Here is a 25,979-nt window from a genome sequence, read left to right on the forward strand (position 1 = left end):
AGCCGGTCGCGATTTCCGAAACGGGCTAGCATGGCATAGTGCCACTGTTTTGCCCGACGCGTCAAATGGTGTTCGTAAAATACGAATTCGTGCGGGCCTTGAATCGCGCCCGGCTGACGGCGTGTCCGGCTGCGAAAGCGAAGCCGCGCCGCAGATGCCGCGCTCCTTGCCGGTCTGCCGCTGATTTGCCCGACGCCGCAATGGCTTGACCGACTGCATCGTGTGCCGCCCGGCAGCCGCGTCTCTACTGTGCATGGGGTTGTTTTTCATTTTTTGCAGAAGGGCCAAGCGAGGAGGGGAGGGAGCACAGCCTGCGCATCGCTCTGTCGCCCCGGTCCATCCGGTCGTCGTGATCCGACAAGTCCCGCCAAATCCGTCCCCGATTTGAACCTCTCCGCGTTTCGCGGCGTCAAATGCCCGGAATTTGCAGTCGACACCGCCGATCATGGTGCCGGAGAGGGGCGAGAAATCAGATGGATGCAGCGAGAACGCCGGGCATCTTCGTTCACCAATATGCGGGCCTGCCGATGGGTCCGGCCTTTGAGCATTGGCGCGAACGGGCTTTCGGTTCCTGCGGCCTGGACATCGGGCCGAGCCGTGGCGACAGCATAGATTGCCGGCTCCAGATCAGCGTGGTCGACAACATCGCGCTGGCCATTCCCGAAGGCGCCTCCGCGCAATATTCACGCACCCAGAGCCATCTTGCCGACGGCAGCGACGACCTCGTCCTGATCGCTGGCCATGCGGGCCTCGTCCGGGTCGGGCAGAACGGCCATACCGTCGAGCTTGCGCCGGCGCAGATGGTGCTCGTCGACATGGCCATCACCGGCACGGTCGGCCATACCGACGAAGATCGCTTCACCAGCATCCGCATGCCGCGCCGGGCGCTGCTCGACATCAACCCGCGTGCCGAGGACAAGCTGTCGCAAGTGCTCTCCGACGGTGCAATCGCCGAGACGATCTTCCGCTACCATGCCCTTGCCGCCCATCATGCGCCGCATCTCGACGCCGTGGGCCAGCGCCTCACGGCGCAGCACATGGTCGATCTCGTCGGTCTTTTGCTCGGCACCGATGCGGAGCATGCAAGCCTCGCGCGCGGGCGAGGTCATGCGGCGGCCCGTCTCGATCTCATGCGCGCCGACGTGATGGCCGCTCTCGGCCGCAATGATCTCTGCCTGTCCGAGATCGCGACGCGCTCCGGCTTGAGCCCGCGCCAGGCTCAACGCCTGTTCGAGCAGGCCGGAACCACATTCACCGAATTTGTGCTGGAGCAGCGCCTGCTGCAGGCGCGCAAGCTGCTCGGCGATCCCCGCGCCAGGACGCGCAAGATCAGCGACATCGCACACTCATCGGGCTTCTCCGACCTGTCCTATTTCAACCGCGCCTTCCGCAAGCGCTTTGGCGCGACGCCGTCGGAACTGCGCGAGGCCTGAGCCGCACCGAGAATTTGTGCTGCCGGCCGGTACCGCGACAGTTGGTCCGCCCGGCCGGATGAGCTATATCTGTCTGCGCGGTCGGACGCCTCGATCGCTCGTCGCTTCCTTGTCACTCTCTTGGGAATGCAGTCACGGACATGGCGCGTATCGTCGTGCTCGGCGCCGGATTTGCGGGTCTGTGGGCGGCCATCGGTGCCGCACGCAAGCGCGACGAGATCGGTGCGGCCGGCAGTGACATCGAGATCCGCCTCGTCGATCGCAATCCCTATCACAACATCCGCGTCCGCAATTACGAGGTCGACCTCAGCGAGGTCGCGCTTCCGCTGCCGCAACTGCTGGATCCGATCGGCGTCAGTCACGGGATCGGCGAGGTCGAAGCCATCGATCCCGTCCGGCGCGAGATCTCGCTGGTCACCGGCGGCGGCGATGAGACGCTGGCCTATGACCGGCTGGTGCTGGCGCTCGGCAGCGAAGTGATGCGTCCCGACGTTCCCGGCCTTGTCGAGCATGCTTTCGACGTCGACACCTATGCCGCGGCGCTCCGACTCGAGGATCATCTGACTTCGCTTGGACGCAGCGCGCCGGCGCCGGGGCGCTCGACGGTCGTTGTGGTCGGCGCCGGCTTCACCGGCATCGAGGTCGCGGCCGAGATGCCCGACAGGCTGGCGCGCGCCGGCATCAATGGCAGCCGACGCATCATCCTGGTCGATCACAATCCTGTGGTCGGCGCCAGCATCGGCGCGCATGCGCGTCCGGTCATCGAGACGGCATTGGCCTCGCTCGACGTCGAGACGCGGCTCGGCGTGCGCGTCGCATCCGTCGAGGCCGGCGGCCTGCGCCTGAGCTCTGGCGAGTTCATTCCGGCGCAGACGGTGATCTGGTGTGCCGGGATGCGCGCGAGCCCCTTGGCGGCGAGCTTTCCGGGTGCACGCGACCGCCTCGGGCGTCTTCTCGTCGATCCCTTCATGCGGGTTGCGGATGCCGACGGTGTGTTTGCGGCCGGCGACGTTGCCTCGAGCGTGGTCGACGGCTTGCATCCGACCGTGATGTCCTGCCAGTTCGCCCGCCCGATGGGCCGTTTCGCCGGGCACAATGTGGTGGCCGATCTCGCAGGCCTGCCGCTGCTCCCGCTGCGGATCGATTGGTATGTGACCGTGCTCGATCTCGGTGGCTGGGGCGCGCTCTATACGGAAGGGTGGGACCGCGAAGTCCGCACCACCGGCGCGGCCGCGAAGGCGACCAAGCAGACCATCAACCGAAAACGCATCTATCCGCCGCTCTCGGGACGCAAGGAGGAGCTGTTCGCTGCGGCAGCTCCGACCGTGCAGGCGCCGCCGCCGACCTATGGGGCGCGGTAGCGGATGCTCGTTGGAGGATTGACGGCAGTTCGCCCCACTCCGTCGCGATGACGGACCCCAGACATGAGAAAGCGCCCGTGGGGGGCGGGCGCTTTCTGTAGTCGACTTGGGGTTGGGGTCGTCTACATATCCACGTGGCGACTTTGGGGGGCTGATAAAGAGCCGCGTGAATTCCTGAAACTCATGTCTCCTTAGCGAACGAGTGAAGCGTTCGAGCTGGTGATCACAACCGGCTTGCCGGCCTTGATGACGCGGGCGGTCTGGGTCAGACCTTCGTCCGAACCCGTGCGCGCCGTGATGCCGAAGCCTGCCACCGCGATCCCTGCGACGAGGGCCACGACCACGATCTTCAGGTGGGTCGAGCGATCTGCGCTGTAAATCGAGTGGTTCATGGAAGGCTCCTGCCGCCATCTACCCGAAGTAGTCGCCGCCCTGTTCGGGCAGGTTCATGCTTCCGATGCCCAACAACCTAGTATTGGGGGGATTCGTTCCCAAGAGGCGATCACAAGAGCGTGACACGACGTGAGAGTCCGCGATCAGAAGCGGCCTCCAATCGTGCAATTATATAATTATTTCAAGTACGTAATGTGCCTGCAAGGCGTTTTATCGACATCTGGTCGACAAGGCGCCAGGAACTCAAAAACCATTTGCCTGTGGCCAAAAAACATACGGCTTCTTAAGGCAAATCAGATGCTTCCGACCGTTTTCAACCTTGCCCTCGGGTGGATTTCCGCCTGCGACAGCACGGTGGTCTGGGCCCGGAACCGCTCGACCAGGGAGCGCACGAAGGGACGAATTGCCGCAGAGGTGACCAGCACCGGCGCCTCGCCCTCGCGGGCGGCGCGTTCGAACGCCTCGCGCACGCCGGTCATGAACTCCGACAGCTTCGAGGGCTGCATCGCGAGGCTGCGCTCCTCGCCCTGGCCGATGATGGATTCGGCAAAGGCCTGCTCCCACCGCGCCGACAATGCGATCAGCGGCAGATAACCGTTGTAGGAGGTGTTCTGCGCGCAGATCTGCCGCGCCAGCCGCGCGCGGACGTGCTCGACCATGGTGGCGGGATTGCGCGAGAAAGCGAGCGAATCCGCGATGCCCTCGAGGATCGTCGAGAGGTCGCGGATCGAGATGCGCTCGGCGAGCAGCAGCTGCAGCACGCGCTGGATGCCGGAGACCGTGACCTGTCCCGGCACGATGTCCTTGACCAGCTCGCTCTGCTCCTTCGGCAGCTCCTTGAGCAGCTTCTGCACCTCGCCATAGGAGAGCAGGTCCGACATGTTGGCCTTGAGCAGCTCGGTGAGGTGGGTCGAGAGCACGGTCGCGGCGTCGACGACGGTATAGCCCTTGAGCGAGGCCTCCTCCTTGAGGCTGGCATCGACCCAGGTCGCGGGCAGGCCGAAGGTCGGCTCGGTGGTGTGGATGCCGGGCACCTGCACCTGGCTGCCGCCGGGGTCCATGACCATGAACTGGTTCGGCCAGATCTTGCCGGAGCCCGCGTCGACTTCCTTGATCTTGATGATGTAGGTGTTGGCTTCGAGCTGGACGTTGTCGAGAATGCGCACGGCGGGCATCACAAAACCCATCTCGATCGCGAGCGAGCGGCGCAGCGCCTTGATCTGCTCGGTGAGGCGGTCGGTGCCGTCCGGCCCGTTGACGAGCGGCAGCAGCGCATAGCCGAGCTCGATCTTGAGGTCGTCGATCTTGAGTGCAGCCGAGATCGGCTCCTCGGTCGCAGCGGCGCCCGGCGCGCCCGGCGTTCCCGGTGCAGGTGCGGTCTTTGCAATTTCGGCAGCCCTTGCAGTCGCCCGGTTGCGGTTGCGGGCGTGCCAGGCGAGCGCGCCGGCGCCGGCGCCGAGCGCCAGGAACGGAAGGGTCGGGATGCCCGGCAGCGCCGCCAGCACCAGCATGACCGCCGCGGACATCGCGAGCGCCTGCGGGTAGCCAGAGAACTGCTTCATCAGCGCCTTGTCGGCAGCGCCCGAGACGCCGGCCTTGGAGACGAGCAGGCCGGCCGCGGTCGAGACGATCAGCGCCGGCACCTGGGTGACGAGGCCGTCACCGACGGTCAGCAGCGTGTAGCTGCGGCCGGCGTCGGCAAAGGAGAGGCCCTGCTGCGCCACGCCGATGATCATGCCGCCGACGACGTTGATGAAGACGATCAGGAGGCCCGCGATGGCGTCGCCGCGAACGAATTTCGAGGCACCGTCCATGGCGCCGAAGAAGCCGCTCTCGTCCTCCAGGTCCTTGCGGCGCTGCTTGGCGACCGCCTCGTCGATCAGGCCGGCGGAGAGGTCGGCGTCGATCGCCATCTGCTTGCCGGGCATGGCGTCGAGGTGGAAGCGGGCGGCGACTTCGGCGATACGGCCCGAACCCTTGGTGATGACCACGAAGTTGACGATGATCAGGATGGCGAAGACGATGATGCCGATGACGAAATTGCCGCCCATCACGAAGCTGCCGAAGGCCTCGATGACGTGACCGGCGGCATCCGTGCCCTCGTGCCCGTGCGACAGGATCAGGCGGGTGGAGGCCATGTTGAGCGACAGGCGCAGCATGGTCGAGATCAGCAGGACGGTCGGGAAGGCGGAAAATTCCAGCGGCGCCTGGATGAACAGCGACGTCATCAGGATCAGGATCGAGAGCGTGATCGAGATCGCCAGGAACAGGTCCAGCACGATCGCGGGCAGCGGGAGGATCAGCACCACCAGGATGGTGAGGACGCCGAGGGCCAGCGCGATATCGCCGCGCTTGAGGATGTTCCCGACCTCGGCAAGGGTGGGGAAGCCGGCGTTCGTGCTGCCTACGCCCTGTCCCGCGGTGACGTCGACCATGGTAGCTGCTCCCCCGCGCGACTGCCGTCCGCGCGCCCCAATTGTCTGCGCGGCGGCCGAAGGGCCGCCGTTCCGAAAGTGAGGCACCGCACTGGCGTCCACGGGGGCTCCCGTCTTACGCGGCTGACGACACTCGACTTCACTCGGCAATTCTTGCCGGGTGTATGGTTAGCAAACGGTTAACGGAGGGTGCGGGCAAGCGTGAAGGGAGAGGGCGTCGGGGGGCCCCGAGAGATCATTCCAGGCGGAGGCTCTGGGCGGCGAACCAACAGCCACCCAGCCTCAGGCCTTAGACGGGAACCGCCACTTCACGCTCCGGATCTACAGCGCGTCCAGGACATCGGCCTTGCCCATGGGCGACGGTGCGGTCGTCCCCTTCCTGATCGACTCCGCAACGTAACGAAGCTCGAGATTCTTCACGAACCAATAAAGGGCAAAGGCCCAGAGGCCGGACCACTCCACATACAGGATGTAGGAATCGTTCTCTCGATCCGTATGCAGGAAATGCATGATGACCGAGCCTGCCATGGCCAGCAACATGTAGGTGCCGATCAGGAAGTAGGCCCTCCTGAACCATTTGCGGGCCGCACTGTCCTTCTTGAGCTTCGACAGCGTCGAGTCCGAGTACCAGAATATGATGATGCCGATACAGGCGAACGCCAGCACCGCGCTGATTCCGTGCAGCGTCACATTCGGAAGGCCGAACGATGCGAGTGTGAATGGACTCGTCTTGCCGGAGACGGCCATGGGAAAGATCGCAACGCCCAGGACAAATGCGCCGGTAAGGCTGAGCCAGCGGTCTTCATTTTTCGAGAAGCCCTTGTAGCGGTACAAGAACACGCCGACAGCGAAGAGGAAACCGCAGAACCAAAGCCGGACGGGATAGAGATCCGCCCTGCCTTGAACCGCGTCCTGGGCAAAATAGTAATCGCTCAACGAGGGCTGGAGACGAATGCCCCAAAGGAGTCCGATCAAGATGACGACGACCGGGAAAGCCGCAGTCAGCGCGCCCATCCGTGTTCGCAGTTTGCGGTAGTTTTCAACAATAGCCTTGTCGATATGATCCTGCTCCATAATGCGCTCCATGACTCAAATAAGGGTCATCTTGCCATTATTTAAAGTTGTGGAAAAGAGAGAGGTATCTCTGCGGGCGTCGCCGTTTAAGTCATGGTGGCGATCCCCGAACCTCGAGATTCCGGGGTTCGATGCAGCGCATCGCCCCCGGAACGACGAGGGCTGCCTACTTCGCCTTCTCTATTCTGGTCACCGTATACCCCGAAGCCGCCTCCTCGGCTTCGAAGGTGACCTTGTCGCCGACCTTCACCTGCTTGAGCAAGGCAGGGTCCCTGACCCGGTAGACCATGGTCATGGGTTCATCCATGCCGAGGCTTTTCGCCGGTCCGTGCTTGAGCGTGATCTTGCCGGTGCCTTCGTCGATCTTCTTGACCTCGCCGCTGATCGCGGCGCCCTGGGCCGCGAAGGCTCCGGCGGCAAGACCGACGGTCAGCGCCAACGCGGCAGCGATACGGATGATGCGGTTCATCGAAGGCTCCCTCGTTACTTCACGGTGACGTGGCCGACCATGCCGTAGTCGCGGTGGTCGGGGATCAGGCAGGAAAACTCGAATGTGCCGGCCTTGCTGAATTTCCAGAGGATCTCGGCCGTCTTGTTCGGTGCGAGCCGCACGCCGTTGGGGTCGTCGTGCTCCATGTGCGGATGCTTCTTCATCTCCACCGCATGCGCGAGATTCTCCTTGGTGGTGGCGAGCAGGAATTCGTGGTCCTCCTTGCCGACATTGCGCAGCACGAAACGGATCTGCTCGCCGCGTTTGACCTCGATCCTGGCGGGCGTGTAGTCCATTTCGTTCATCAAGATCTCGATCGTGCGGGCGGGCTTCTTGGAATCGCCGGGCTCGCCGGCCGAAAAGGTCCCATGCCCGTGCTGCTCGTGGGCAAAGGCCGGCGCGATCGAAAGCGCAGCCAGCGCGAGGGCGAGTTTGATCGTCTTGTTCATTGGTCTCTCCAGTTGGTGGTGGTTCATCGGCAAGCTCACATCTTCATGTTCTTCATCGGCGGGCCGCCTGGTTGTTGCCGCGGCGGCTCCGGGGCCGGCGGCGTGATCTCGTAGGCGACGGTGCCTTGCGGGAACTGGTAGGCACCTGGATCGCGATAATCGTCGCGCGCGAGGTCCTCGCGGATCTTCATCACCGTGAACATGCCGCCCATCTCGATCGGGCCGAACTGGCCGGTGCCGGTCATCATCGGCAGCGTGTTGTCGGGCGCGGGCATCTCCATGTTGCCCATCGCCATGCCGGTCGAGCCCATCGCCATGCTGTCGGGCGCGAGCTTGCCGACGGCCTTGGCGAGATCCTTGCGCGACACGCCGATCAGATTGCGCACCGCGTGTCCCATCGCATTCATGGTGTGATGCGACTTGTGGCAGTGGAACGCCCAGTCGCCGGGATTGTCGGCGAGCACGTCGAACACGCGCACCGCGCCGACCGGCACGTCGGTCGTCGTCTCAGGATATTGCGCGCTCTCCGGAATCCAGCCGCCGTCGGTGCAGGTCACCGCAAAGCTGTGGCCGTGCAGATGAATCGGATGGTTGGTCATGCTGAGATTGCCGATGCGCACGCGCACCTTGTCGCCGAGCCTGACCGGCAACGGATCGATGCCGGGAAACACCCGCGCATTCCAGGTCCACATGTTGAAGTCGGTCATCTCGTTGACCTGCGGCAGATAGGTGCCGGGATCGACGCGATAGGTGCTCATCACGAAGACGAAGTCGCGGTCGACGGCGCGGAAGTTCGGATCGCGCGGATGCACGACGACCATGCCCATCATGCCCATCGCCATCTGCACCATTTCGTCGGAATGCGGGTGGTACATGAAGGTCCCGCTCTTCTTCATCTCGAACTCGTAGACGAAGGTCTTGCCAGGCTGGATGTGCGGCTGGGTCAGTCCGCCGACACCGTCCATGCCGCTGGGAATGATCATGCCGTGCCAGTGCACGGTGGTGTATTCGGGCAGTCTGTTGGTGACGAAGATACGAACCTTGTCGCCTTCGACGGCCTCGATCGTCGGTCCCGGCGACTGGCCGTTATAGCCCCACAAATTCACCTTCATGCCCTCGGCGAACTCGCGCACCACGGGCTCGGCGACGAGATGGAATTCCTTCCAGTCGCCGTTCATGCGGAACGGCAGCGACCAGCCGTTCAGCGTGACGACGGGGTGATAGTCCGGGCCGCTGGTCGGATGCAGCGGCGGCTGCATCACCACCTTGTCCATGTGCGGGGCTTCCGGGATCGAGGCGGCCTGCACGCGGCCGCTGACGACGGATGCGCTGGCTAGCGCGGCAGTGCCCAGGAATCCTCGGCGGGAAAACATCTCGGCCTCCATGTCAGTGGCCGCCGTCGGCAGGCGCTGCCGCGGCGATGGTGGTTGAATTGTCGCCGCCGGCCGCAGGCGCGCCGCCGCCGTTGACGGCGGTCTGCAAGTCGGACTGGGCGAGGAAGAACTTCTGCCTGGCATCGATCGCGCCGCGCAGCGATGCGAGGCGCTGTCGTGCCTCGGTGAGCAGCGCGAAGATATCGACCTGCATGCTGGAGAAGCGGAGCTGCATCTCCTCGGTGATGATCTTGCGCAGCGGCAGGATCTCGCGCTGGTAGTGGCTCGCGATATCGTAGCTGGAGCGATAGACCCGATAGGCATCGCGCGCTTCCGAGCGGACGTTCACGGCGCGCTCGGTCAGACGATTGAAGGCGAGGTTGTAGGTCTCTGCTGCCTGCCGCACCCGAACCTCGCCGCCGTCGAAGATCGGGATCTGGAACTGCACGTCGAAGCCGCGTTCGCGGAACGGCGCTCCTTCCGGATCCTGGGTGCGGCGCGAGATCCCGGCGAGATCGAGCAGCGTCACGAAGCGCGTGGCCTCGGTGAGGTTCAGCGATTTCGCCAGCGCCGTCAATTCCAGCCGCGCGATCTGCAGGTCGATGCGATGGGCGACCGCGTCGGTTTCGATCGACGGCAATGCCCGCGGCCGGCGCGGCAGCGGCGGCATTTGATTGGGCAGGCGGAAGTCGAGGCCGCCGTCCCACAATCCCATCAGGCGCGCAAGCTTTTCGCGCGCGCTCGTCGCCGTCTGCCGCGCGGTCGCGAGGTCGGCGGTGGTTTCGGCGTAAAACACCTGCTCGCGGGCCTGGTCGAGCTTGTTGATCGAGCCGGTCTCGCCGAGCTTTACCGCGAGTTGTGCGGTCGATTCCGCCGTCGCCTTCGCGTCCGTCAGCAGTACCACCATCTCGTTGCCGGTCACGGCGCGGACATAGGCGCCGCGGACATCGGCGGCGAGCCGCAGCGTCGCCAGCGCTGCACGCAACTGCGCCTGACGAAAGCGGTCGCGGGCGATGTCGGAGCGGAACGGCAGGGTGGCGAGCGCGAGGATGTCGCCGACCACCTGGCGCTCGATTTCGCTGGCGCCATTGCCTGAGATCCGCGAGATCGAGAACACCGGATTGGGCGGCAGGCTTTGCTCGACGAGATCGGTCTCGGCCAGCGCCAGCTCGTTATAGGCCGCTTGCAATCCCCTGTTGTTGAGCAGCGCGATCTGCACGGCGGTCTCGGTGGTCAGCGTTCGCGCCAGCAAGCGGCGGACGGCCGCGTTGACGGCCTCCGCGCCCTCGGCCGACCGGACGAAGGCGACATCCTTATTGATGGTCTGGCTGGTTAGGTCCGAGACCGTCGTCATGCCTCCGTCCGGCGAGAATGCCATGCAGCCGGAGAGTCCGAACGCAGTGAGGACGAGCAGGCCCCGCGCGAGATGATGTGTCATGGCGCGCTCCTACCGGTCCTGCTTGGGCTGCGGCGCGACGTTCTCGTTGCGCTCGCGCCATGGTGCCGGCGTCGCAGGCCGCAGGCTGGTATACGGCGCGATGGTCGACCGATAGCTGGTGCGTGCGACCTTTGCCGAGGGATCGGCAGGATCGACGCCGGCGACCTGCGTCGTTGCCGGCATGCAGCCGGACAGTGCCAGCGCAGCCACGGCCAGCAGCGGCCAGTTAAATAGAAAGTGTCGTCGTCCAAGCGCCGCGGACGCGGCGGCGGACTTCGCCCCGGAAAGCGTCAACATGATTCATCCCTGATCTGTCGTAGGACCACAGGTCCACGCGCGCGGATGCGCGTCGGCCTGACGTCGTCGCGTCAGATCAGGCGATGGGAGGGCGGTAGAGCAGGGGCGGCGCGGCGCTGTGCAGGATCGCCACGATCTCGGGCGCACAGGCGGAAACCGGCTGAAGCGGCTTTGCGAAGCTGGGCAGATCGGCCGGCAACGCGCTCACACACATCATCGCGCAGCACGGTCCGGCCGTGCCCTTGCCGCCGTGGTGATGGGGCGCCGGCGCGTCCTGTGCAGCGGCCTGGTGATGCGCATGTGCCCCCGCATTGTCATGCGAGGAGTCGCCATGTGTATGGCTCGTCTGCATCTGATGGTGCGCGGGCACGATGTCGCCGAGCAGAACGTCGTCGCCGAGGCATGGCGCGGGGCCATGACCCCAGGCGAGGCTTGCTGCCGGCGCGAGCACGCAGAACAGATAGGCGAGGGCAATGAGGCGCCCCACCCTGATCCGCATCGATCGTGTCAATCGCAGCAACATTCCGTCGACATGCTCTCCGCGCGGCAATGTTGCACACGCTGATTGCAAATTAACGGCAAAGCGCGCGTTCGCCAAGCTCCTTCTTACCGCAGTGCACCGTGCATGCCCAATATCGCGCCACGCTGCTTGACCCTGCGGCCCCCTGCGGGCCATGGTCCGGCCCGTGCACGCGCCAAATCATCCAGAACAAACACCCGAGACATTCAGCCCTGATTCCCGTCGGGCCTGGATGCGGCTCGTCATTGCGCTGCTGATCGGCTCGATCGGCGGCGTCGGCATGTGGGCGATCGTGGTCATGATTCCCGCGGTGCAGGCTGAATTTGCCGCCACGCGCGGCGCGGTGTCGCTGGCTTTCACCCTCCTGATGTTCGGGTTCGGGCTTGGCGGCGTGATCGCCGGCAAGATCACCGACCGGTTCGGCATCGTGCCGGCGATGGCGATCAGCATCGCGTTCCTCGGCGTCGCCAATGTGCTCGCGGGACTGTCGACCCAGCTCTGGCAGTTCGTGGCGGCGTATTTCCTGATCGGTCTCGGCACGTCGGCGACCTTCGCGCCGCTGATGGCGGAGGCCTCGCACTGGTTCGAGCGTTATCGCGGCCTTGCAGTGACCATCGTCGCCAGCGGCAATTACGTCGCCGGCACGATGTGGCCGCCGCTCGTGAGCTTTGGCATGCAGACGATCGGCTGGCGCTACACCCATATCGGGATCGGCATCGTGTGCGTCGGTCTGATGTCCATCCTGGTGCTGGTCCTGCGCGCGCAGATGGGCGACGACAAGGTCCGCAATCACGCCAATGCGCCGCCGCCGCGGGTCGATCTCAAGCTGTCGACCAACACGCTGACCGTGCTGCTCTCGATCGCCAGCATCTCCTGCTGCGTCGCCATGGCGATGCCGCAGGTGCATATCGTCGCCTATTGTGGCGACCTCGGTTATGGCGTGGCGCGCGGCGCCGAAATGCTCTCGTTGATGATGGCCTGCGGCATCGTCAGCCGCATCGGCTCGGGCTACCTCGCGGACAAGATCGGCGGCATCCCCACGCTTCTGGTCGGTGCTCTCGCGCAAGGCTTTGCGCTGGTGTTTTACCTGTTCTTCGACAGCCTCACCTCGCTCTATCTGATCTCCGCCATGTTCGGCCTGTTCCAGGGCGGCATCGTGCCGAGCTACGCCATCATCGTGCGCGAGGCGATGCCGGCGAGCCAGGCAGCAACGCGCGTCGGCATCGTGATCTTTGCCTCGGTGTTCGGCATGTCCTTCGGCGGCTGGGTGTCGGGCGTCATCTTCGACGCGACCGGATCGTATGCTGCAGCCTTCGCCAACGGCGTAGCGTGGAATGGCGTCAATATCGTCATCGTCGTGACACTGCTGATCCGGTCGCGGATGAATGCGGTCAGGACCGGGCCGGGTTTTGCGACCTAAACCGCCTGTCCCGCCTTCAGCAGCGAACAACCCGTGATCTTGTAGCTGCCGTCCGGCTGCAGCTCGAGCGTGTAGAGCGCCTCCCAGGCCTCGCCATTGGCATCCACGATGTGGACGCGCTGCGCGACCCGGTTGCCTTCGGTCTTGCTCTCGCCGAACTCAAAGCTCTTGTGTCGATAGACCGGCGGGTAGCCGTTTTGCACCATGGACATGAAGATGTCGGGCGCGGGGAAGATCTCCCGGATCGCCGGCGCGGCATGGGAATAGGCCCCGGCCGCATCATCGTGCGCAAAAGCCTGTTCCTGGGCGCGGATGACGCCCTGCGCCGCAGTGACGTCGTCGGCGAATGCTGGAGCTGTGCCGAAGACGATCGTAAGGATGACGAGCAAAGCGGCAATGCGCATAACAGGCTCCGCGTTGAAACCCCGGCGATGCTGATCTTAGCATGACCTTAGGTAAGTACGGCGCGCTATCGCTTCCGTTTCACCGCCGGCTTCGCAGGCTTGGGAAGCCGAACCTTGGGCTTGCCGGCCGGTTGTACCCGCAGCCCGTCGACGAACACGTCGAGCATCCGCAGCACCGAGGATTGCCAGCCCGGCTGGTCGTGCATGTAGCACATGCCGAAGAACGCGCGCAGCAAGTCCTCGGGACTGACGTCCGCGCGCATCGCGCCAGCCGCGGCTGCGCGATCGAGCAGCGAGCCGATCGCCTTGGTCAGGCGCTCAAAGGAAAAGGCATGCAACTCCGACCCGCTTTGCACCGCGAGCGCCAAGGCTGCCACCATGCCCTTCTTGGTGGCAACGAATTCGACCCCTGAGCGCAGCCAGCGCCGCAGCGCATCCACCGGGTCCTTGGCGTTCTTCAACTGCTCGGCGAGCTCGCTGAGCTGCTCGACCTCGCGCCGGTACACCGCCTCGAACAAATCCTCGCGCGTCGGAAAATGCCGATAGAGTGTGCCGATGCCGACGCCGGCACGCTTGGCCACGGCCTCGAGGCTCGCCTCCGGACCGCCCGCGTTGAACACGGTCTTGGCCGCCTCGAGCACGCGCTCGCGATTGCGCACGGCGTCGGCGCGGGGCTTGCGGGTCTGGTCGGTGTGGTCGTCCATGCCGGCAATGTAGATCACGAATTGGTTAGATTGAACCCTGCAATGAACCCTTGCAGGGCTGCATCGCGTTGTCCGCGTTCGGGCTTTTGACGAATTCCAAATATTTTTCGGCGGCCCTTGTTAAACGGAGGGTGCCTCCGTATCTTCGTCGAGACGTTGGCTCGGATTGTGTCCGGGCGGCGCAGATCGACGGCGGCCACGGCGGTGGCGCGCTACGCGATCACCCATGTCCATATCTGATCGGAGCCTTGTATGAACCACTCCATCAGCCTCACCGTGAACGGTGCGCGGCGCGACTTCGTCCTCGACGATCCGCGCGTCACGCTGCTCGATCTGCTGCGTGAGCGCCTCCATCTCACCGGAACCAAGAAGGGATGTGACCGCGGCCAATGCGGCGCCTGCACCATTCTGGTCGACGGCAAGCGCATCAACTCCTGCCTCGCACTCGCCATCAGTCATGACGGTGCCGACATCCTCACCATCGAGGGCGTCGCGCGCGGCGACCAGCTTCACCCCGTGCAGGCCGCCTTCATTGCCCATGACGGCTTTCAATGCGGCTTCTGCACGCCCGGCCAGATCATGAGCGCCATCGGCATGATGAGCGAGGCGCAGGCCGGCAACGATCCCGAGCGCATCCGCGAATGCATGAGCGGCAATCTGTGCCGCTGCGGCGCCTATGCCGGCATCGTCGATGCCGTGCTCGAGGCGCAGGCCGGCATGGACGAATCCAATCAGAGGCGCTCCGCATGAAACAGTTCGATTATGTCAAGCCCGGCACGGTCGCCGAGGCCGTCGCCGCCGCGGCTCAGCCGGGCGCCGTCTATCTTGCCGCCGGCACCAATCTGCTCGATCTGATGAAGGGTGGCGTCAGCCGACCGGATCGTCTGGTCGACGTCACGCATCTGGGCGGCCTCGATCAGATCGAGCATCTCGCCGACGGTAGTGTGCGCATTGGCGCGCTGGTGAGCAACGCCGATCTCGCGCATGACGCGGACTTTGCAAAGGCCTATCCGGCCGTCGCCGAAGCGCTGCTCTCCGGCGCATCGGCGCAACTGCGCAATGCCGCCACCGTGGGCGGCAATCTGCTGCAACGGACGCGCTGCGCGTATTTCTATGACACCGCCAGCCGCTGCAACAAGCGCGAGGCCGGCAGCGGATGCGACGCGCGCGAGGGCGAGAACCGAAGCCACGCCGTGCTCGGCTGGAGCGAAAACTGCATCGCGACGCATCCGTCGGACTTCTGCGTGCCGCTGGTCGCATTCGATGCCGTCGTCGAGATCGAGGGCAGGAACGGGCGGCGCGAGATCGCGCTCGACGAGCTGCATCGCCTGCCGGGCGCTGCGCCCGAGCGCGAATCGGCGCTCGAACCGGGTGATCTCATCGTCGCCGTGCGTCTGCCGCCTGCGGCGCGCGGCTTTGCCGCGCATGCGCGCTACCTGAAGGTTCGCGAGCGCACTTCCTACGCGTTTGCCGTCGTCTCGGCCGCCGCTGCGTTGCGAATCGAGAACGGCAGGATCGGGGAGGCGCGGCTTGCGCTCGGCGGCGTCGCCGCAAAGCCCTGGCGCGCCCGCGCCGCGGAGGATGTGCTCAGGAACGTCGCGCCGACGGCAGACGCGTTCCAGGAGGCCGCCTGGCGTGCGCTCACCGACGCAAAACCGTCCGGTGACAACGCCTTCAAGATCGAGCTCGCGCGCCGCATCGTCGTGCGCGCGCTGACCCTCGCCGCTGCCGGCACGCCCGCGCGCATCCCCGCGCTGCCGGCCTCTTCCTTTGCCTCGACGTCCGGAGCCATTCATGCCTGAGCTCAACCTGACCAGCGCGCCCGCCCATCTGCGCCACGGCTCGAACATCGGCCAGCCCCTGACCCGCCGCGACGGCATCCTCAAGGTGAAGGGGCAGGCGACCTACGCCGCCGACAATCACCCGCCGGGCATGCTGTTTGCGGTCATGGCTGTTGCCAGCATTTCACGCGGCCGCGTGACCGCGCTCGATGTCGCCGCCGCCAAGCGCCATCCCGGCGTCGTCGACGTCATGACACCGGACCACAAGCCGCAGCTTGCGATCGACCCCGAGATCAAGACCAATCCGTTCGTGTTCCGGATGGAGGTGTTGCAGAGCAACGAGGTCCGCTACGCCAACCAGCCCATTGCCGTCGTGATCGCCGAAACGCTGGAGGCGGCGACGGAAGGCGCGGTGCTGCTGGCGCCGCGTTACGAGACGCTGCCCGCCCTCGTCGGGCTCGATGCCGGCGAAAGCTTCGTGCCGCCTGTCGTCGGTGTCGGCAACCCCACCGAAAATCACCGCGGCGACGTCGAGGCCGGTCTCGCGTCGGCCGACAAGCAGATCGACGCGACTTACGAGACGCCGCCGCAATATCACAACGCCATGGAGCCGCATGCGATCGTGGCCGCCTGGGACGGCGACAGCGTGCAGATCGACATGCCGACCCAGGGGCTCATGCTGTCGCTTGCGCGCGTGGCTGAGCTGTTCGGCATTGCCCACGACAAGATCCACATCCGCAGCCCCTTCCTCGGCGGCGGCTTCGGCTCCAAGGGATTGATGGCGGGCCCCCCGGTCCTCGGTCTCATGGCTGCCAAGCTCGTCGGCAAGCCCGTCAAGCTCGTGCTGCGTCGTGAGCAGATGTACGGTCCGGTCGGCCATCGCGCGCCGACGCGGCAGCGGCTGCGCATCGGCGCCGATGGCGAGGGGCGTCTGACCGCGCTCAATCATCATGCCAGAACGGTGTCGAGCACGTTCGATGATTTCTACGAACCGGCTGCCGATGCCTCGCACACGCTCTATGCGGCTCCTGCGATCCGCACCTCGCATGATGCCGTGCGCGTCAATACCGGCACCCCTTTGTTCATGCGCGCGCCCGGCGAGGCGACCGGCTCGATCGCGCTGGAGAGCGCGATCGACGAGATGGCCTGGGCCTGCGGCATCGATCCGCTCGCCTTTCGCCTCCAGAACTATGCCGAGGTCGAGCCGATCACCGGCAAACCGTTTTCGTCCAAGGCATTGCGTGCCTGCTACGAGCAGGGCGCGGCGCGCTTCGGCTGGGCGAAGCGACCGCTCCAGCCGCGGCAGATGCGCGACGATGCCGGCCTCCTGGTCGGCTGGGGCATGGGCACCGCGACCTTCCCGGCGTTGATGTTCCAGGCCGAGGCACGTGCAGTTCTTCGCGGCGACGGCTCCGGCGCCATGGAGATCGGCGCGCATGACATGGGGCAGGGCGCCTGGACGGCGCTGGCCCAAATCGCAGCCGACGAGCTCGGGCTCGATATCGACCGGGTCGAGTTCAAGGCCGGCACGTCGGACCTGCCCGATGCCGGCATCGCCGGCGGCTCGGCGCATACCGCGACCGCGGGTGCCGCGATCCACAGCGCCGGCGCAGCCGTGATCGCAAAGCTCGCCGATCTCGCAACCGGTGACGAGCGCTCGCCGCTGTTCGGCGCCGGCAATGCCGGCGTGATCGCGCGCGACGGCAGGCTGATCCGGCGTGACGACCAGAGCCGCAGCGAGAGCTATCCCGAGATTCTCGCGCGCGCAGGCGTCGCCGAGGTCGAGGCGCGCGGCACCGGTGCGCCGAATCCGGCGGCGATGGAGGAGTATGCGATGCATGCCCACGGCGCGGTGTTCGCGGAGGTGAAGGTCGATCCCGAGCTCGGCCAGGTCCGGGTCATGCGCATGGTCGGTGCGTTCGCGGCCGGGCGCATCGTCAATCCGCGCATGGTGCAGAGTCAGCTGTTCGGCGGCATGATCTGGGGCATGTCGTTCGCGCTGCACGAGGAGGCCATCACCGACCGCCGCAGCGGGAGGATCATGAACGCCAATCTCGGCGAGTACCACATCCCCGTGAACGCCGACGTGCCGTCGCTCGACGTGATCACGGTCGAGGAGCACGATCCGCACGTCAATGCGCTCGGCATCAAGGGCGTCGGCGAGATCGGCATCACCGGCAGCGCCGGCGCGGTCGCCAACGCGGTCTGGCATGCGACGGGCGTCCGTGTGCGTCGTTTCCCGATCAGGATCGAGGACTTGCTGACGCCGCTTTGAGGCAAAAAAAGCGGGACGAGCTGGTCTCGTTCCGCCGCGTCCTGCTAGTGCAACTTCTTGCGGAGGGCCTTGAGAGCCTCTCGCTGCGTCTCGATGTAGTCAGCGATCATCTTACGCAGCTCCTGCGAATGGAGCTTGTCAGTGTCGCGCTGCACTTCATCGAGCGCAGCCTCTGCATTGGCGAGCGTGATCTTCATCTGCGAGCCCGGTTAGAATGCGGCGCCGGAATGTCTCTCGGCTACGGCTCGCATCATATAGAGGATCGGCTCGCGGAAATTGAGATGGCTCAATCTCCGTAAGACACCGGGGCACTCCGTAAGATTCCGGATAATTTCAAAACGTCGGCGGCGTGCAGGCCGAGATCACCTCGCACGGCCTGCCGCCGACGCAGCGGAAGCGATGCGGGCGGCGGCTCTCGAAATAATAGGCATCGCCCGGATTGAGGATGCGGCGCTCGTCCTCGACGGTGACTTCGAGCTTGCCCGAAATCACGATGCCGCCTTCCTCGCCGTCATGGACGAGGTGCACCCGTCCGGTGTCGCTGCCGGGCTCGTAGCGCTCCTTCAGGATCTGAAGGCTGCGGCCGAACAGATTGTCGCCGATCTGGCGATACGAGATCGGCTTCTTGCCGACCTCGGTCAGCTCTTCGGAGCGGTAGAAGATCTTGCGCCGCGTCTCCGGCTCCAGCGCGAAGAATTCGGCGAGCCCCATCGGGATGCCGTCGAGGATGCGCTTGAGCGCGCCGACCGACGGGTTCATCTGGTTGGATTCGATCAGCGAGATCGTCGAATTGGTGACCCCTGAGCGCTTGGCGAGCTCACGCTGCGACAGCTTCTGGCGGGCCCGGATGAATCGCAGCCGTCCACCGATGTCGACGCTCATGCCCGGAATCCCTGTTGCAAGTGTTGCGGATCGGGCAAATATGGACCAGCACCCCCAGCTAAATCAATGGGTTGCGGCAGCGCAGAAAAGGACTTGTTGACTGGCCTGAGCCGTGGCTCTGCTAACGGGTCAGCAAAGGAGCGTGGCCCGTGACCCTTCATCAGATTCCGAACACCATCAAGACCGATTCGTTCTGGATGCCGTTCACGGCCAACCGGCAGTTCAAGAAGGCGCCGCGCCTGTTTTCCTCGGCCGAGGGCATGCACTACACCACCGTCGACGGCCGCAAGGTGATCGACGGCTCCGCCGGTCTCTGGTGCGTCAATGCCGGCCACGGCCGCAAGCAGATCGCGGCTGCGGTCGAGCGGCAACTGATGACGCTGGACTTCGCGCCGTCGTTCCAGATGGGCCATCCGCTGGCTTTCGACTTCGCCGAGCGCCTTGCCGAGATCGCTCCGAAGGGCCTCGACCGCATCTTCTTCACCAATTCCGGCTCCGAGTCGGTCGATACCGCGCTGAAGATCGCGCTCGCCTATCACCGCGCCAACGGCCAGGCGAGCCGCACCCGCCTGATCGGCCGTGAGCGCGGCTATCACGGCGTCGGCTTCGGCGGCACGTCTGTCGGCGGCATGGTCGCCAATCGTCGCGCCTTCACGACCCTCCTGCCGGGCGTCGACCACATCCGCCACACCCATGATCTCAGCCGCAACGCCTTCGCCAAGGATCAGCCGGAGCACGGCGCCGAGCTCGCCGACGATCTCGAGCGCCTCGTCGCTCTGCACGGCGCCGAGACGATCGCCGCCGTGATCGTCGAGCCGGTTCCGGGCTCGACCGCGGTGCTGCCGCCGCCGAAGGGCTATCTGCAACGCCTGCGCGAGATCTGCGACAAGCACGGCATCCTCTTGATCTTCGACGAGGTCATCACCGGCTTCGGCCGCCTTGGCACGCCGTTCGCCGCCAACTTCTTCGGCGTCACGCCTGATTTGATGACGACGGCCAAGGGCATCACCAACGGCACCATTCCCTGCGGCGCGGTGTTCGCTCACCGCAAGGTTCACGACGGCCTGATGGTCGGCCCCGAGAACCAGATGGAGCTGTTCCACGGCTACACCTATTCGGCGCATCCGACGGCCTGCGCCGCCGGTATCGCGACACTCGACATCTACAAGGACGAGGGTCTGCTCACGCGCGGTGCCTCGATCGCCGAATATTGGCGCGATGCGCTGCATTCGCTGAAGGGCCTGCCCAACGTCATCGACATCCGCAATTGCGGCCTGATGGGCGCGGTCGAGCTGTCGCCGCGTGACGGCACGGTTGGTGCGCGCGGCTACGACGTGATGGTCGACTGCTTCAATCGCGGGCTGTATTTCCGCATGAGCGGCGACTCCTTCGCGCTATCGCCGCCGCTCATTGTCGAGAAGAGCCACATCGACGACATCGTGTCGATTCTGGGCGACGCCATCAAGCGGGTGGCCTGATAATTGCTCTCGCCGTTGCGAGTTGTTTCTTGCAGCGGCGGGCGTGATGCCGCGGGAGTTTGACCAAGCGTGAAAGTTCTGATCCTCGGCAGCGGTGTCATCGGCGTCACCTCTGCCTACTATCTCGCACGTGCCGGTCATGAGGTAACGGTCGTCGACCGTCAGCCGGAGCCGGCGCTCGAGACCTCCTTTGCCAATGCCGGCGAGGTGTCGCCCGGCTATTCCTCGCCCTGGGCCGGTCCCGGCGTGCCGGTGAAGGCGATCAAGTGGCTCTTGATGAAGCACGGCCCGCTGGTGATCCGGCCGAAGCTCGATCCCGTGATGTGGGTCTGGCTCACCAAGATGCTGCGCAACTGCACCAGCGCGCGCTACGCGGTCAACAAGAGCCGGATGATCCCGATCGCGGAGTACAGCCGCGACTGCCTGCGCGACCTGCGCCGCGACATCGGCATTCAATATGACGAGCGTTCGCAGGGCACGCTCCAGCTGTTCCGCTACCAGGCCCAACTCGACGGCACGGGTGAGGACATCGCCGTGCTCAAGCAATACGGCGTGCCGTTTGAAGTGCTGAGCCGCGAGGGCTGCATCGCGGCCGAGCCGGCGCTGGCGGGCGTGAAGGAGAAGTTCGCCGGCGGGCTTCGCCTGCCGCAGGACGAGACCGGCGACTGCCACATGTTCACGCAGGCGCTCGCCAAGCATGCCGAAGCGCTCGGCGTGCGCTTCATGTTCAACACCGGCATCGACCGCATCGTCACGGACGGCGGGCGCGTGACTGGTGTTTCCACCAGCGCTGGCCTGTTGCAGGCGGACGCTTACGTCCTCGCGCTCGGAAGCTGGTCGTCGCGGCTGGTCGCGCCGCTCGGCATCTCGCTGCCGGTCTATCCGGTGAAGGGATATTCGATCACGGTGCCGATCAAGGACGCCTCCGGCGCGCCGGAATCCACCGTGATGGACGAGAGCTACAAGGTCGCGATCACCCGTCTCGGCAATCGCATCCGCGTCGGCGGCACCGCCGAAATCTCGGGCTATTCGAGCCAGCTCTACGACGCGCGGCGCGCCACGCTCGATCACTCGTTGACCGATCTGTTCCCGCGCGGCGGCGACCTCTCGAAGGCGACGTTCTGGAGCGGCCTGCGCCCGATGACGCCGGACGGCCCGCCCGTGATCGGTCCGACGCGCTACCCCAACCTCCATTTCAACACCGGCCACGGCACGCTCGGCTGGACCATGTCCTGCGGCTCCGGCCGCGTGCTCGCGGACATGCTGTCGGGCAAGAAGCCTGACATCGATGTCAGTGCGCTGACGGTGGAGCGATACGATCACCGGTTCGGGTAAGACTCTATCCGCTCGTAATGACGGCGGGGAGGTGTCGCGGTTCGCCTCACCTGCTCGCGGAGAGAGGACGAGCGATCAACCCGCCCCCGTCACGCAATTCACCCACAGCACCACGGCCTTCGCGTCATTGGCCGGATTCGAAAACCGGTGCGGCCTTCGGCTCGCGAACCGGAAACTGTCGCCCGTCTTCAGCGACCAGGTCTCGCTGTCCACCGTCAGCATCATCTCGCCGTCGAGCACGAGGCCGGCTTCCTCGCCGTCATGGGTGTAGAGCTCGTCGCCGGTGGAGCCGCCGGGCTCAAGATGTACGAGGAACAGGTTGAGCCGGTTGTCCGCACTGGCGGGGCTGAGCAATTGCTTCGAGACGCCGGTGCGCCATAGCTTCAATTCCGGCCGCTGCAGCCCGCGCGTCACCACCTGATCGGATGCACCGTCGGCGCTCGGGCTCGCGCCGAACAGCGCGGCGATGCCGACGCCGAGCACGTCGGCAAGCGTTGCCAGCACCCGCAGCGACGGCGAAGACAGGCCGCGCTCGATCTGGCTGAGGAAGCCGATCGACAGGTCCGTTCGCGAAGCGACCGTTTCGAGCGAGAATTGCCTGGCGCGCCGGAGATCGCGGATGCGGCGGCCGACCGCGACGTCCATCGCGGGCTCCGACGGTTTGGCGATGGCCTTGGTGACAACCTTGGCCTTCACCTTCGCCTTCACAGCCCTGGCCGGCTTTGCCGCGGCCGGTTTGCGCATTCTTTTGCCACCGCTCACGTCAAATCGCTTCCTTCATGTGCATGAAAACCGCTTGCATCGTCCGCGGAAGTGTGACCAAATTTTCATATTGGTGAAAATAGGCTGAAACGGCTTGGCCCGCAACGTCTCTCGTTTCGACACCGCGCGCCTCGCCGCCACCGGCCGAGTCCAAAGGGGATTGCGATGCCGTTGAAGCGTTTTGTTCAGGCCGCGGTCGCGGCGCTCGTGCTAGCTGTCGTGGCGCCGGCTTCGGCGCAGCAGGTGCTGAAGGTCGGCTCGACGCCGACAGGCATTCCGTTCACTTTCCTCGACACCAAGACCAATACCATCCAGGGCATCATGGTCGATCTCATCACCGAGATCGGCAAGGACGCCGGCCTCAGCGTGCAGATCGAGCCGATGCAGTTCTCGGCGCTGATCCCCTCGCTGACCTCGAGCAAGATCGACATCATTGCAGCCGCGATGTTCATCACCGCGCCGCGCAAGGAGGTCGTCGACTTCTCCGACCCGATCTACACTTACGGTGAAGGTCTCGTCGTGCCGAAGAGCGACACCAAAGCCTACGCTGTGCAGGAAGATCTGAAGGGCGAGACGGTCGGCGCCCAGGTCGGCACCGCCTTCGTCGACGCGTTGAAAAAGTCGGGACTGTTCGCCGACGTCAAGGCTTACGACACCATTCCCGACATCCTGCGCGACGTGAATGCCGGCCGCCTCAAGGCCGGCTACGCCGACTACCCGATCCTCGCCTATAATCTGAAGCAGGGTGGCTTCCCCGAGGTTCGCCTCGTCGACGGCTACAAGCCCGCCACCGTCGGGTCGGTCGGCATCGGCGTGCGCAAGGGCGAGACCGCGCTACTCAGCAAGATCAACGCCTCGCTCGCCAAGCTCAAGGCCAACGGCACCATCGACAAGATCCTCGACAAATGGGGCCTGAAGGCCCAGGGCTGATCGTTAAGGATCGATCGATGAAGGCTGGCCGATGAAAGGCTTCTGGCACGACGCCGCCGAGTTCTTCCCGATCCTGATGAGCGGCGTCGCGCTGACGATCGTCGTCACCATCGGCTCGCTGCTGCTCTCGACGGTGCTCGGCCTGATCTGGGCGATGATGCGGGTCTCCGGCATCAAGGCGCTGTCGATGCTCAGCGCCAGCCTGATCAACGTGATCCGGGGCATCCCGATCATCGTGCTCTTGTTCTACCTCTACTTCGTGATGCCCGATCTCGGCGTCACGCTCTCGGCGTTGCAGGCCGCGATCCTCGGTCTCGGCATCGCGTACTCGGCCTATCAGGCGGAAAACTTCCGTGCCGGCATCGAGGCGATCGACAAGGGCCAGATCGAGGCGGCGCAATCGATCGGCATGGGCTGGTGGCTCACCATGCGCCGTGTGGTGCTGCCGCAGGCGGTGCGTATCGTGTTGCCTCCCTACGGCAACGTCATGATCATGATGCTGAAGGATTCGTCGCAAGCCTCGACCATCACGGTCGCCGAGCTCGCGCTCCAGGGCAAGCTGATCGCGTCCTCGACCTTCAAGAACACCAGCGTGTTCACGCTGGTGGCGCTGATGTATCTCACCATGAGCATCCCGCTGATCCTGCTGGTTCGACACTTCGAGAAGCGGGCGGGCAAGAAATGATCGACCTCAACGACGTCCACAAGAGCTTTGGCGAGAACGAGGTGCTCAAGGGCATCACGGCGCGCGTCGAGAAAGGCGAGGTGGTCTGCATCGTCGGCCCGTCCGGCTCCGGCAAGTCCACGATTCTGCGTTGTATCAACGGTCTGGAAAGCTACGACCGCGGCGAGATCAACGTCGAGGGATTGAAGGTCGACCGCGATGCCGCCTCGATCGTGAAAGTCCGCACCCAGGTCTCGATGGTGTTCCAGCGCTTCAACCTGTTTCCGCACCGGACGGTGCTGGAGAACGTGGTCGAAGGTCCGCTCTATGTGAAGAAGGAGGCGCGCGCACAAGTGCTCGAGCGCGGCCGCGCGCTGCTCGCGCAAGTGGGCCTCGCCGAAAAGGCCGAGGCGCACCCGCCGGAGCTCTCGGGCGGCCAGCAGCAGCGCGTCGCGATCGCACGGGCGCTCGCGATGCAGCCCAAGGCCATCCTGTTCGACGAGCCGACGTCGGCGCTCGATCCTGAATTGGTCGGCGATGTCCTCGGCGTGATGCGCAAGCTCGCCGACGACGGCATGACCATGGTCGTCGTCACCCACGAGATGGGTTTTGCCCGCGACGTCGCCGACCGGGTGCTGTTCATCGACGGCGGCGTCATCGTCGAGCAGGGGCCGGCCAGGGCGCTGCTCAATCAACCCCAGCATCCGCGCACGCAGGACTTCTTGCGCCGCGTGCTGCATCCGCTCTGAACGGTCTCGCCATGCCGACGCGCCTGCCTCTGCCGCCTTCGCTCTATGCCGAGACCGCCGTCGCGCCGGTGGCCACGCCGCCGCTCGACGTCGACAAGACCGTCCCGGTCGCGATCGTCGGCGGCGGTTACACAGGCCTGTCCACAGCGTTGCATCTGGCCGAGCAGGGCGTCGAGGCACTGGTGCTGGAGGCGCAGGAGCCGGGCTGGGGCGCGTCGGGCAACAATGGCGGCCACACCAATCCCGGACTGAAGCACGACCCCGATCAGATCGAGGCCGATTTCGGCGCTGAGCTCGGCCGCCGCATGATCGAGTTCTCCTACGGCACCACGAATTTCACGCATGATTTGATCCGTCGCTACCAGATCCCGTGCGAGGCGCGGCAGAACGGCACGCTGCGCGCGGCCTATAACGAGGCCAGCGCCGCGGCGATCGACAAGACCGCGCAGCAATGTATCCGCCGCGGCATGCCGGTGAAGCTGCTCAACCGCAAGCAATTGCGCGAGATGACCGGCACCGATCGCTATCTCTGTGCGATGCTGGATTCCCGCGGCGGTGATCTGCATCCGCTGAGCTACGCCCGCGGCCTTGCGCGCGCCGCGATCTCCGCAGGCGCAAAGGTCCATGGCGAGACGCCGGCGCTGTCGCTGCGCCGTGAGGGCTCGCGATGGCGCATCGAAACGCCGCGCGCCGTGGTGCATGCCGACAAGGTGTTGCTCGCGACCAACGGGTTTACCGACGATCTCTGGCCGGGCCTCCGCCGCACCATCGTGCCGGTGTTTTCGTCGATCGCCGCCACCGCGCCGCTCTCCGACGAGATCGCCCGTTCGATCATGCCGACGCGCCCGGTGCTCTACGAAAGCGGCCATATCACGGTGTACTACCGCATCGATCAGCACAACCGCCTGTTGATGGGCGGCCGCGGCCCGATGCGCTGGATCAGCGCGCCGAACGATGTCGCCTATCTCATGCGTTATGCAGAACGGCTATGGCCGCAGCTCAAGGGCGTCGCCTGGACCCATGGCTGGAACAGCCGGCTCGCCATCACCAAGGATCACTATCCGCATGTGCACGAGCCGGCGGAAAACATCCTGATCTCGCTCGGCTGCAACGGCCGCGGCGTCGCGCTCTCGACCGCGATGGGCGCGCAGCTCGCCCGTCGGCTGATCGGCGGGCCCAAGGCCGGGATCGACATGCCCGTCACCGGCATCAAGCCGATCCCGATGCATGCCTTCTGGCCGGTGGGCGTGACGAGCGCCGTGATCGCAGGTCGCGTGCGCGACCGGCTGGGGATCTAAGGCGCAGTTGGATTTTCTTCTCGCCACGAAGCAG

General features: G+C 65.3%; 26 protein-coding genes. 12 read left to right on the forward strand and 14 right to left on the reverse strand.

Annotated features, from left to right (window positions below; translation table 11 throughout):
* Nucleotides 1–473: 473 nt before the first annotated feature.
* A complete protein-coding gene (locus tag NR187_RS32290; RefSeq protein ID WP_211381733.1) occupies nucleotides 474–1,433 on the forward strand; it encodes an AraC family transcriptional regulator in 960 nt (319 codons plus the stop codon).
* A 140-nt stretch (nucleotides 1,434–1,573) separates the two neighbouring features.
* Entirely contained in the window at nucleotides 1,574–2,794 is a 1,221-nt protein-coding gene (locus tag NR187_RS32295; protein WP_256809115.1) for an NAD(P)/FAD-dependent oxidoreductase, read from the forward strand.
* Between the two features lie 191 nt (nucleotides 2,795–2,985).
* Here NR187_RS32295 and NR187_RS32300 read toward each other — a convergent pair whose 3' ends face one another.
* From NR187_RS32300 to NR187_RS32340, 9 genes are all read right to left on the reverse strand, one after another.
* The gene (locus tag NR187_RS32300; protein WP_011084994.1) at nucleotides 2,986–3,186 is read right to left on the reverse strand and encodes a hypothetical protein; all 201 of its coding nucleotides are present in this window, start codon (nucleotides 3,184–3,186) and stop codon (nucleotides 2,986–2,988) included.
* A gap of 294 nt (nucleotides 3,187–3,480) precedes the next feature.
* Nucleotides 3,481–5,622 carry a flagellar biosynthesis protein FlhA gene (gene flhA / locus NR187_RS32305; protein ID WP_256809117.1) on the reverse strand — a complete coding sequence of 714 codons (2,142 nt, stop codon included), beginning with the start codon at nucleotides 5,620–5,622 and terminating at the stop codon, nucleotides 3,481–3,483.
* A gap of 321 nt (nucleotides 5,623–5,943) precedes the next feature.
* A complete protein-coding gene (locus tag NR187_RS32310; protein WP_211381736.1) occupies nucleotides 5,944–6,696 on the reverse strand; it encodes a hypothetical protein in 753 nt (250 codons plus the stop codon).
* 166 nt (nucleotides 6,697–6,862) lie between these two features.
* A complete protein-coding gene (locus tag NR187_RS32315) occupies nucleotides 6,863–7,165 on the reverse strand; it encodes a copper-binding protein (RefSeq protein WP_211381737.1) in 303 nt (100 codons plus the stop codon).
* Nucleotides 7,166–7,179: 14 nt separating this feature from the next.
* The gene (locus tag NR187_RS32320) at nucleotides 7,180–7,635 is read right to left on the reverse strand and encodes a cupredoxin domain-containing protein (RefSeq protein WP_211381738.1); all 456 of its coding nucleotides are present in this window, start codon (nucleotides 7,633–7,635) and stop codon (nucleotides 7,180–7,182) included.
* Nucleotides 7,636–7,670: 35 nt separating this feature from the next.
* Nucleotides 7,671–9,008, reverse strand: a complete 1,338-nt coding sequence (locus NR187_RS32325; protein WP_211381739.1) for a multicopper oxidase family protein — start codon at nucleotides 9,006–9,008, stop codon at nucleotides 7,671–7,673.
* A gap of 13 nt (nucleotides 9,009–9,021) precedes the next feature.
* A complete protein-coding gene (locus NR187_RS32330) occupies nucleotides 9,022–10,446 on the reverse strand; it encodes a TolC family protein (protein ID WP_211381740.1) in 1,425 nt (474 codons plus the stop codon).
* Nucleotides 10,447–10,455: 9 nt separating this feature from the next.
* Nucleotides 10,456–10,743, reverse strand: a complete 288-nt coding sequence (locus NR187_RS32335; RefSeq protein WP_211381741.1) for a hypothetical protein — start codon at nucleotides 10,741–10,743, stop codon at nucleotides 10,456–10,458.
* A 76-nt stretch (nucleotides 10,744–10,819) separates the two neighbouring features.
* Nucleotides 10,820–11,242, reverse strand: a complete 423-nt coding sequence (locus tag NR187_RS32340; RefSeq protein ID WP_249128816.1) for a hypothetical protein — start codon at nucleotides 11,240–11,242, stop codon at nucleotides 10,820–10,822.
* A gap of 175 nt (nucleotides 11,243–11,417) precedes the next feature.
* Between NR187_RS32340 and NR187_RS32345 the strand changes: the two genes are divergently transcribed.
* Entirely contained in the window at nucleotides 11,418–12,683 is a 1,266-nt protein-coding gene (locus NR187_RS32345) for an MFS transporter (protein WP_211381743.1), read from the forward strand.
* Here NR187_RS32345 and NR187_RS32350 read toward each other — a convergent pair.
* Complete coding sequence (locus tag NR187_RS32350) at nucleotides 12,680–13,087, reverse strand: DUF4864 domain-containing protein (RefSeq protein ID WP_211381744.1); 408 nt, start codon at nucleotides 13,085–13,087, stop codon at nucleotides 12,680–12,682. The genes NR187_RS32345 and NR187_RS32350 overlap by 4 nt on opposite strands.
* 65 nt (nucleotides 13,088–13,152) lie before the next feature.
* The gene (locus NR187_RS32355) at nucleotides 13,153–13,791 is read right to left on the reverse strand and encodes a TetR/AcrR family transcriptional regulator (RefSeq protein ID WP_211382412.1); all 639 of its coding nucleotides are present in this window, start codon (nucleotides 13,789–13,791) and stop codon (nucleotides 13,153–13,155) included.
* A gap of 252 nt (nucleotides 13,792–14,043) precedes the next feature.
* On the opposite strand from NR187_RS32355, the gene NR187_RS32360 reads away from it, so the two are divergent.
* Genes NR187_RS32360 through NR187_RS32370 form a run of 3 tightly spaced genes read left to right on the forward strand, consistent with a single transcriptional unit; the run spans nucleotide 14,044 to nucleotide 17,847 of the window.
* The gene (locus tag NR187_RS32360) at nucleotides 14,044–14,541 is read left to right on the forward strand and encodes a (2Fe-2S)-binding protein (protein WP_211381745.1); all 498 of its coding nucleotides are present in this window, start codon (nucleotides 14,044–14,046) and stop codon (nucleotides 14,539–14,541) included.
* The gene (locus tag NR187_RS32365) at nucleotides 14,538–15,593 is read left to right on the forward strand and encodes a xanthine dehydrogenase family protein subunit M (RefSeq protein WP_211381746.1); all 1,056 of its coding nucleotides are present in this window, start codon (nucleotides 14,538–14,540) and stop codon (nucleotides 15,591–15,593) included. The genes NR187_RS32360 and NR187_RS32365 overlap by 4 nt, the downstream gene beginning before the upstream one ends.
* Nucleotides 15,586–17,847 carry a xanthine dehydrogenase family protein molybdopterin-binding subunit gene (locus tag NR187_RS32370; protein ID WP_211381747.1) on the forward strand — a complete coding sequence of 754 codons (2,262 nt, stop codon included), beginning with the start codon at nucleotides 15,586–15,588 and terminating at the stop codon, nucleotides 17,845–17,847. Before NR187_RS32365 ends, NR187_RS32370 begins: the two co-directional genes overlap by 8 nt.
* A 44-nt stretch (nucleotides 17,848–17,891) precedes the next feature.
* Here the strand turns inward: NR187_RS32370 and NR187_RS32375 are convergent, their stop codons facing one another.
* The gene (locus tag NR187_RS32375) at nucleotides 17,892–18,044 is read right to left on the reverse strand and encodes a hypothetical protein (RefSeq protein WP_211381748.1); all 153 of its coding nucleotides are present in this window, start codon (nucleotides 18,042–18,044) and stop codon (nucleotides 17,892–17,894) included.
* Between the two features lie 136 nt (nucleotides 18,045–18,180).
* Nucleotides 18,181–18,729 carry a cupin domain-containing protein gene (locus NR187_RS32380; protein ID WP_211381749.1) on the reverse strand — a complete coding sequence of 183 codons (549 nt, stop codon included), beginning with the start codon at nucleotides 18,727–18,729 and terminating at the stop codon, nucleotides 18,181–18,183.
* A gap of 149 nt (nucleotides 18,730–18,878) precedes the next feature.
* On the opposite strand from NR187_RS32380, the gene NR187_RS32385 reads away from it, so the two are divergent.
* Nucleotides 18,879–20,207, forward strand: a complete 1,329-nt coding sequence (locus tag NR187_RS32385) for an aspartate aminotransferase family protein (protein ID WP_211381750.1) — start codon at nucleotides 18,879–18,881, stop codon at nucleotides 20,205–20,207.
* Between the two features lie 69 nt (nucleotides 20,208–20,276).
* Complete coding sequence (locus tag NR187_RS32390) at nucleotides 20,277–21,542, forward strand: D-amino acid dehydrogenase (protein ID WP_211381751.1); 1,266 nt, start codon at nucleotides 20,277–20,279, stop codon at nucleotides 21,540–21,542.
* Nucleotides 21,543–21,617: 75 nt separating this feature from the next.
* On the opposite strand, the gene NR187_RS32395 is transcribed toward NR187_RS32390, so the two are convergent.
* Nucleotides 21,618–22,286, reverse strand: a complete 669-nt coding sequence (locus tag NR187_RS32395) for a helix-turn-helix domain-containing protein (protein WP_211381752.1) — start codon at nucleotides 22,284–22,286, stop codon at nucleotides 21,618–21,620.
* Between the two features lie 183 nt (nucleotides 22,287–22,469).
* Here NR187_RS32395 and NR187_RS32400 point away from each other — a divergent pair, with 183 nt between their 5' ends.
* From NR187_RS32400 to NR187_RS32415, 4 genes are read left to right on the forward strand one after another with little or no spacing between them, the layout of a single operon-like run.
* Entirely contained in the window at nucleotides 22,470–23,234 is a 765-nt protein-coding gene (locus NR187_RS32400) for an ABC transporter substrate-binding protein (protein WP_211381753.1), read from the forward strand.
* A 31-nt stretch (nucleotides 23,235–23,265) separates the two neighbouring features.
* Nucleotides 23,266–23,919, forward strand: a complete 654-nt coding sequence (locus tag NR187_RS32405; protein ID WP_211381754.1) for an amino acid ABC transporter permease — start codon at nucleotides 23,266–23,268, stop codon at nucleotides 23,917–23,919.
* Nucleotides 23,916–24,647 carry an amino acid ABC transporter ATP-binding protein gene (locus NR187_RS32410; RefSeq protein WP_211381755.1) on the forward strand — a complete coding sequence of 244 codons (732 nt, stop codon included), beginning with the start codon at nucleotides 23,916–23,918 and terminating at the stop codon, nucleotides 24,645–24,647. Before NR187_RS32405 ends, NR187_RS32410 begins: the two co-directional genes overlap by 4 nt.
* A gap of 11 nt (nucleotides 24,648–24,658) precedes the next feature.
* Nucleotides 24,659–25,945 carry an FAD-binding oxidoreductase gene (locus NR187_RS32415; protein ID WP_211381756.1) on the forward strand — a complete coding sequence of 429 codons (1,287 nt, stop codon included), beginning with the start codon at nucleotides 24,659–24,661 and terminating at the stop codon, nucleotides 25,943–25,945.
* Nucleotides 25,946–25,979 lie beyond the last annotated feature (34 nt).

Source organism: Bradyrhizobium sp. Bra64 (assembly GCF_024519875.1).
In the GTDB taxonomy this organism is placed as follows: domain Bacteria; phylum Pseudomonadota; class Alphaproteobacteria; order Rhizobiales; family Xanthobacteraceae; genus Bradyrhizobium; species Bradyrhizobium japonicum_G.

What these genes read in the sequence shown, in the direction of transcription:
- NR187_RS32290 (WP_211381733.1), top strand. Translation starts at nt 474, where the DNA reads ATGGATGCAGCGAGAACGCCGGGCATCTTCGTTCACCAATATGCGGGC.
- NR187_RS32295 (WP_256809115.1), top strand. Translation starts at nt 1,574, where the DNA reads ATGGCGCGTATCGTCGTGCTCGGCGCCGGATTTGCGGGTCTGTGGGCG.
- NR187_RS32300 (WP_011084994.1), bottom strand. Translation starts at nt 3,186, where the DNA reads ATGAACCACTCGATTTACAGCGCAGATCGCTCGACCCACCTGAAGATC.
- flhA (WP_256809117.1), bottom strand. Translation starts at nt 5,622, where the DNA reads ATGGTCGACGTCACCGCGGGACAGGGCGTAGGCAGCACGAACGCCGGC.
- NR187_RS32310 (WP_211381736.1), bottom strand. Translation starts at nt 6,696, where the DNA reads ATGGAGCAGGATCATATCGACAAGGCTATTGTTGAAAACTACCGCAAA.
- NR187_RS32315 (WP_211381737.1), bottom strand. Translation starts at nt 7,165, where the DNA reads ATGAACCGCATCATCCGTATCGCTGCCGCGTTGGCGCTGACCGTCGGT.
- NR187_RS32320 (WP_211381738.1), bottom strand. Translation starts at nt 7,635, where the DNA reads ATGAACAAGACGATCAAACTCGCCCTCGCGCTGGCTGCGCTTTCGATC.
- NR187_RS32325 (WP_211381739.1), bottom strand. Translation starts at nt 9,008, where the DNA reads ATGTTTTCCCGCCGAGGATTCCTGGGCACTGCCGCGCTAGCCAGCGCA.
- NR187_RS32330 (WP_211381740.1), bottom strand. Translation starts at nt 10,446, where the DNA reads ATGACACATCATCTCGCGCGGGGCCTGCTCGTCCTCACTGCGTTCGGA.
- NR187_RS32335 (WP_211381741.1), bottom strand. Translation starts at nt 10,743, where the DNA reads ATGTTGACGCTTTCCGGGGCGAAGTCCGCCGCCGCGTCCGCGGCGCTT.
- NR187_RS32340 (WP_249128816.1), bottom strand. Translation starts at nt 11,242, where the DNA reads ATGCGGATCAGGGTGGGGCGCCTCATTGCCCTCGCCTATCTGTTCTGC.
- NR187_RS32345 (WP_211381743.1), top strand. Translation starts at nt 11,418, where the DNA reads ATGGTCCGGCCCGTGCACGCGCCAAATCATCCAGAACAAACACCCGAG.
- NR187_RS32350 (WP_211381744.1), bottom strand. Translation starts at nt 13,087, where the DNA reads ATGCGCATTGCCGCTTTGCTCGTCATCCTTACGATCGTCTTCGGCACA.
- NR187_RS32355 (WP_211382412.1), bottom strand. Translation starts at nt 13,791, where the DNA reads ATGGACGACCACACCGACCAGACCCGCAAGCCCCGCGCCGACGCCGTG.
- NR187_RS32360 (WP_211381745.1), top strand. Translation starts at nt 14,044, where the DNA reads ATGAACCACTCCATCAGCCTCACCGTGAACGGTGCGCGGCGCGACTTC.
- NR187_RS32365 (WP_211381746.1), top strand. Translation starts at nt 14,538, where the DNA reads ATGAAACAGTTCGATTATGTCAAGCCCGGCACGGTCGCCGAGGCCGTC.
- NR187_RS32370 (WP_211381747.1), top strand. Translation starts at nt 15,586, where the DNA reads ATGCCTGAGCTCAACCTGACCAGCGCGCCCGCCCATCTGCGCCACGGC.
- NR187_RS32375 (WP_211381748.1), bottom strand. Translation starts at nt 18,044, where the DNA reads ATGAAGATCACGCTCGCCAATGCAGAGGCTGCGCTCGATGAAGTGCAG.
- NR187_RS32380 (WP_211381749.1), bottom strand. Translation starts at nt 18,729, where the DNA reads ATGAGCGTCGACATCGGTGGACGGCTGCGATTCATCCGGGCCCGCCAG.
- NR187_RS32395 (WP_211381752.1), bottom strand. Translation starts at nt 22,286, where the DNA reads ATGCGCAAACCGGCCGCGGCAAAGCCGGCCAGGGCTGTGAAGGCGAAG.
- NR187_RS32400 (WP_211381753.1), top strand. Translation starts at nt 22,470, where the DNA reads ATGCCGTTGAAGCGTTTTGTTCAGGCCGCGGTCGCGGCGCTCGTGCTA.
- NR187_RS32405 (WP_211381754.1), top strand. Translation starts at nt 23,266, where the DNA reads ATGAAAGGCTTCTGGCACGACGCCGCCGAGTTCTTCCCGATCCTGATG.
- NR187_RS32410 (WP_211381755.1), top strand. Translation starts at nt 23,916, where the DNA reads ATGATCGACCTCAACGACGTCCACAAGAGCTTTGGCGAGAACGAGGTG.
- NR187_RS32415 (WP_211381756.1), top strand. Translation starts at nt 24,659, where the DNA reads ATGCCGACGCGCCTGCCTCTGCCGCCTTCGCTCTATGCCGAGACCGCC.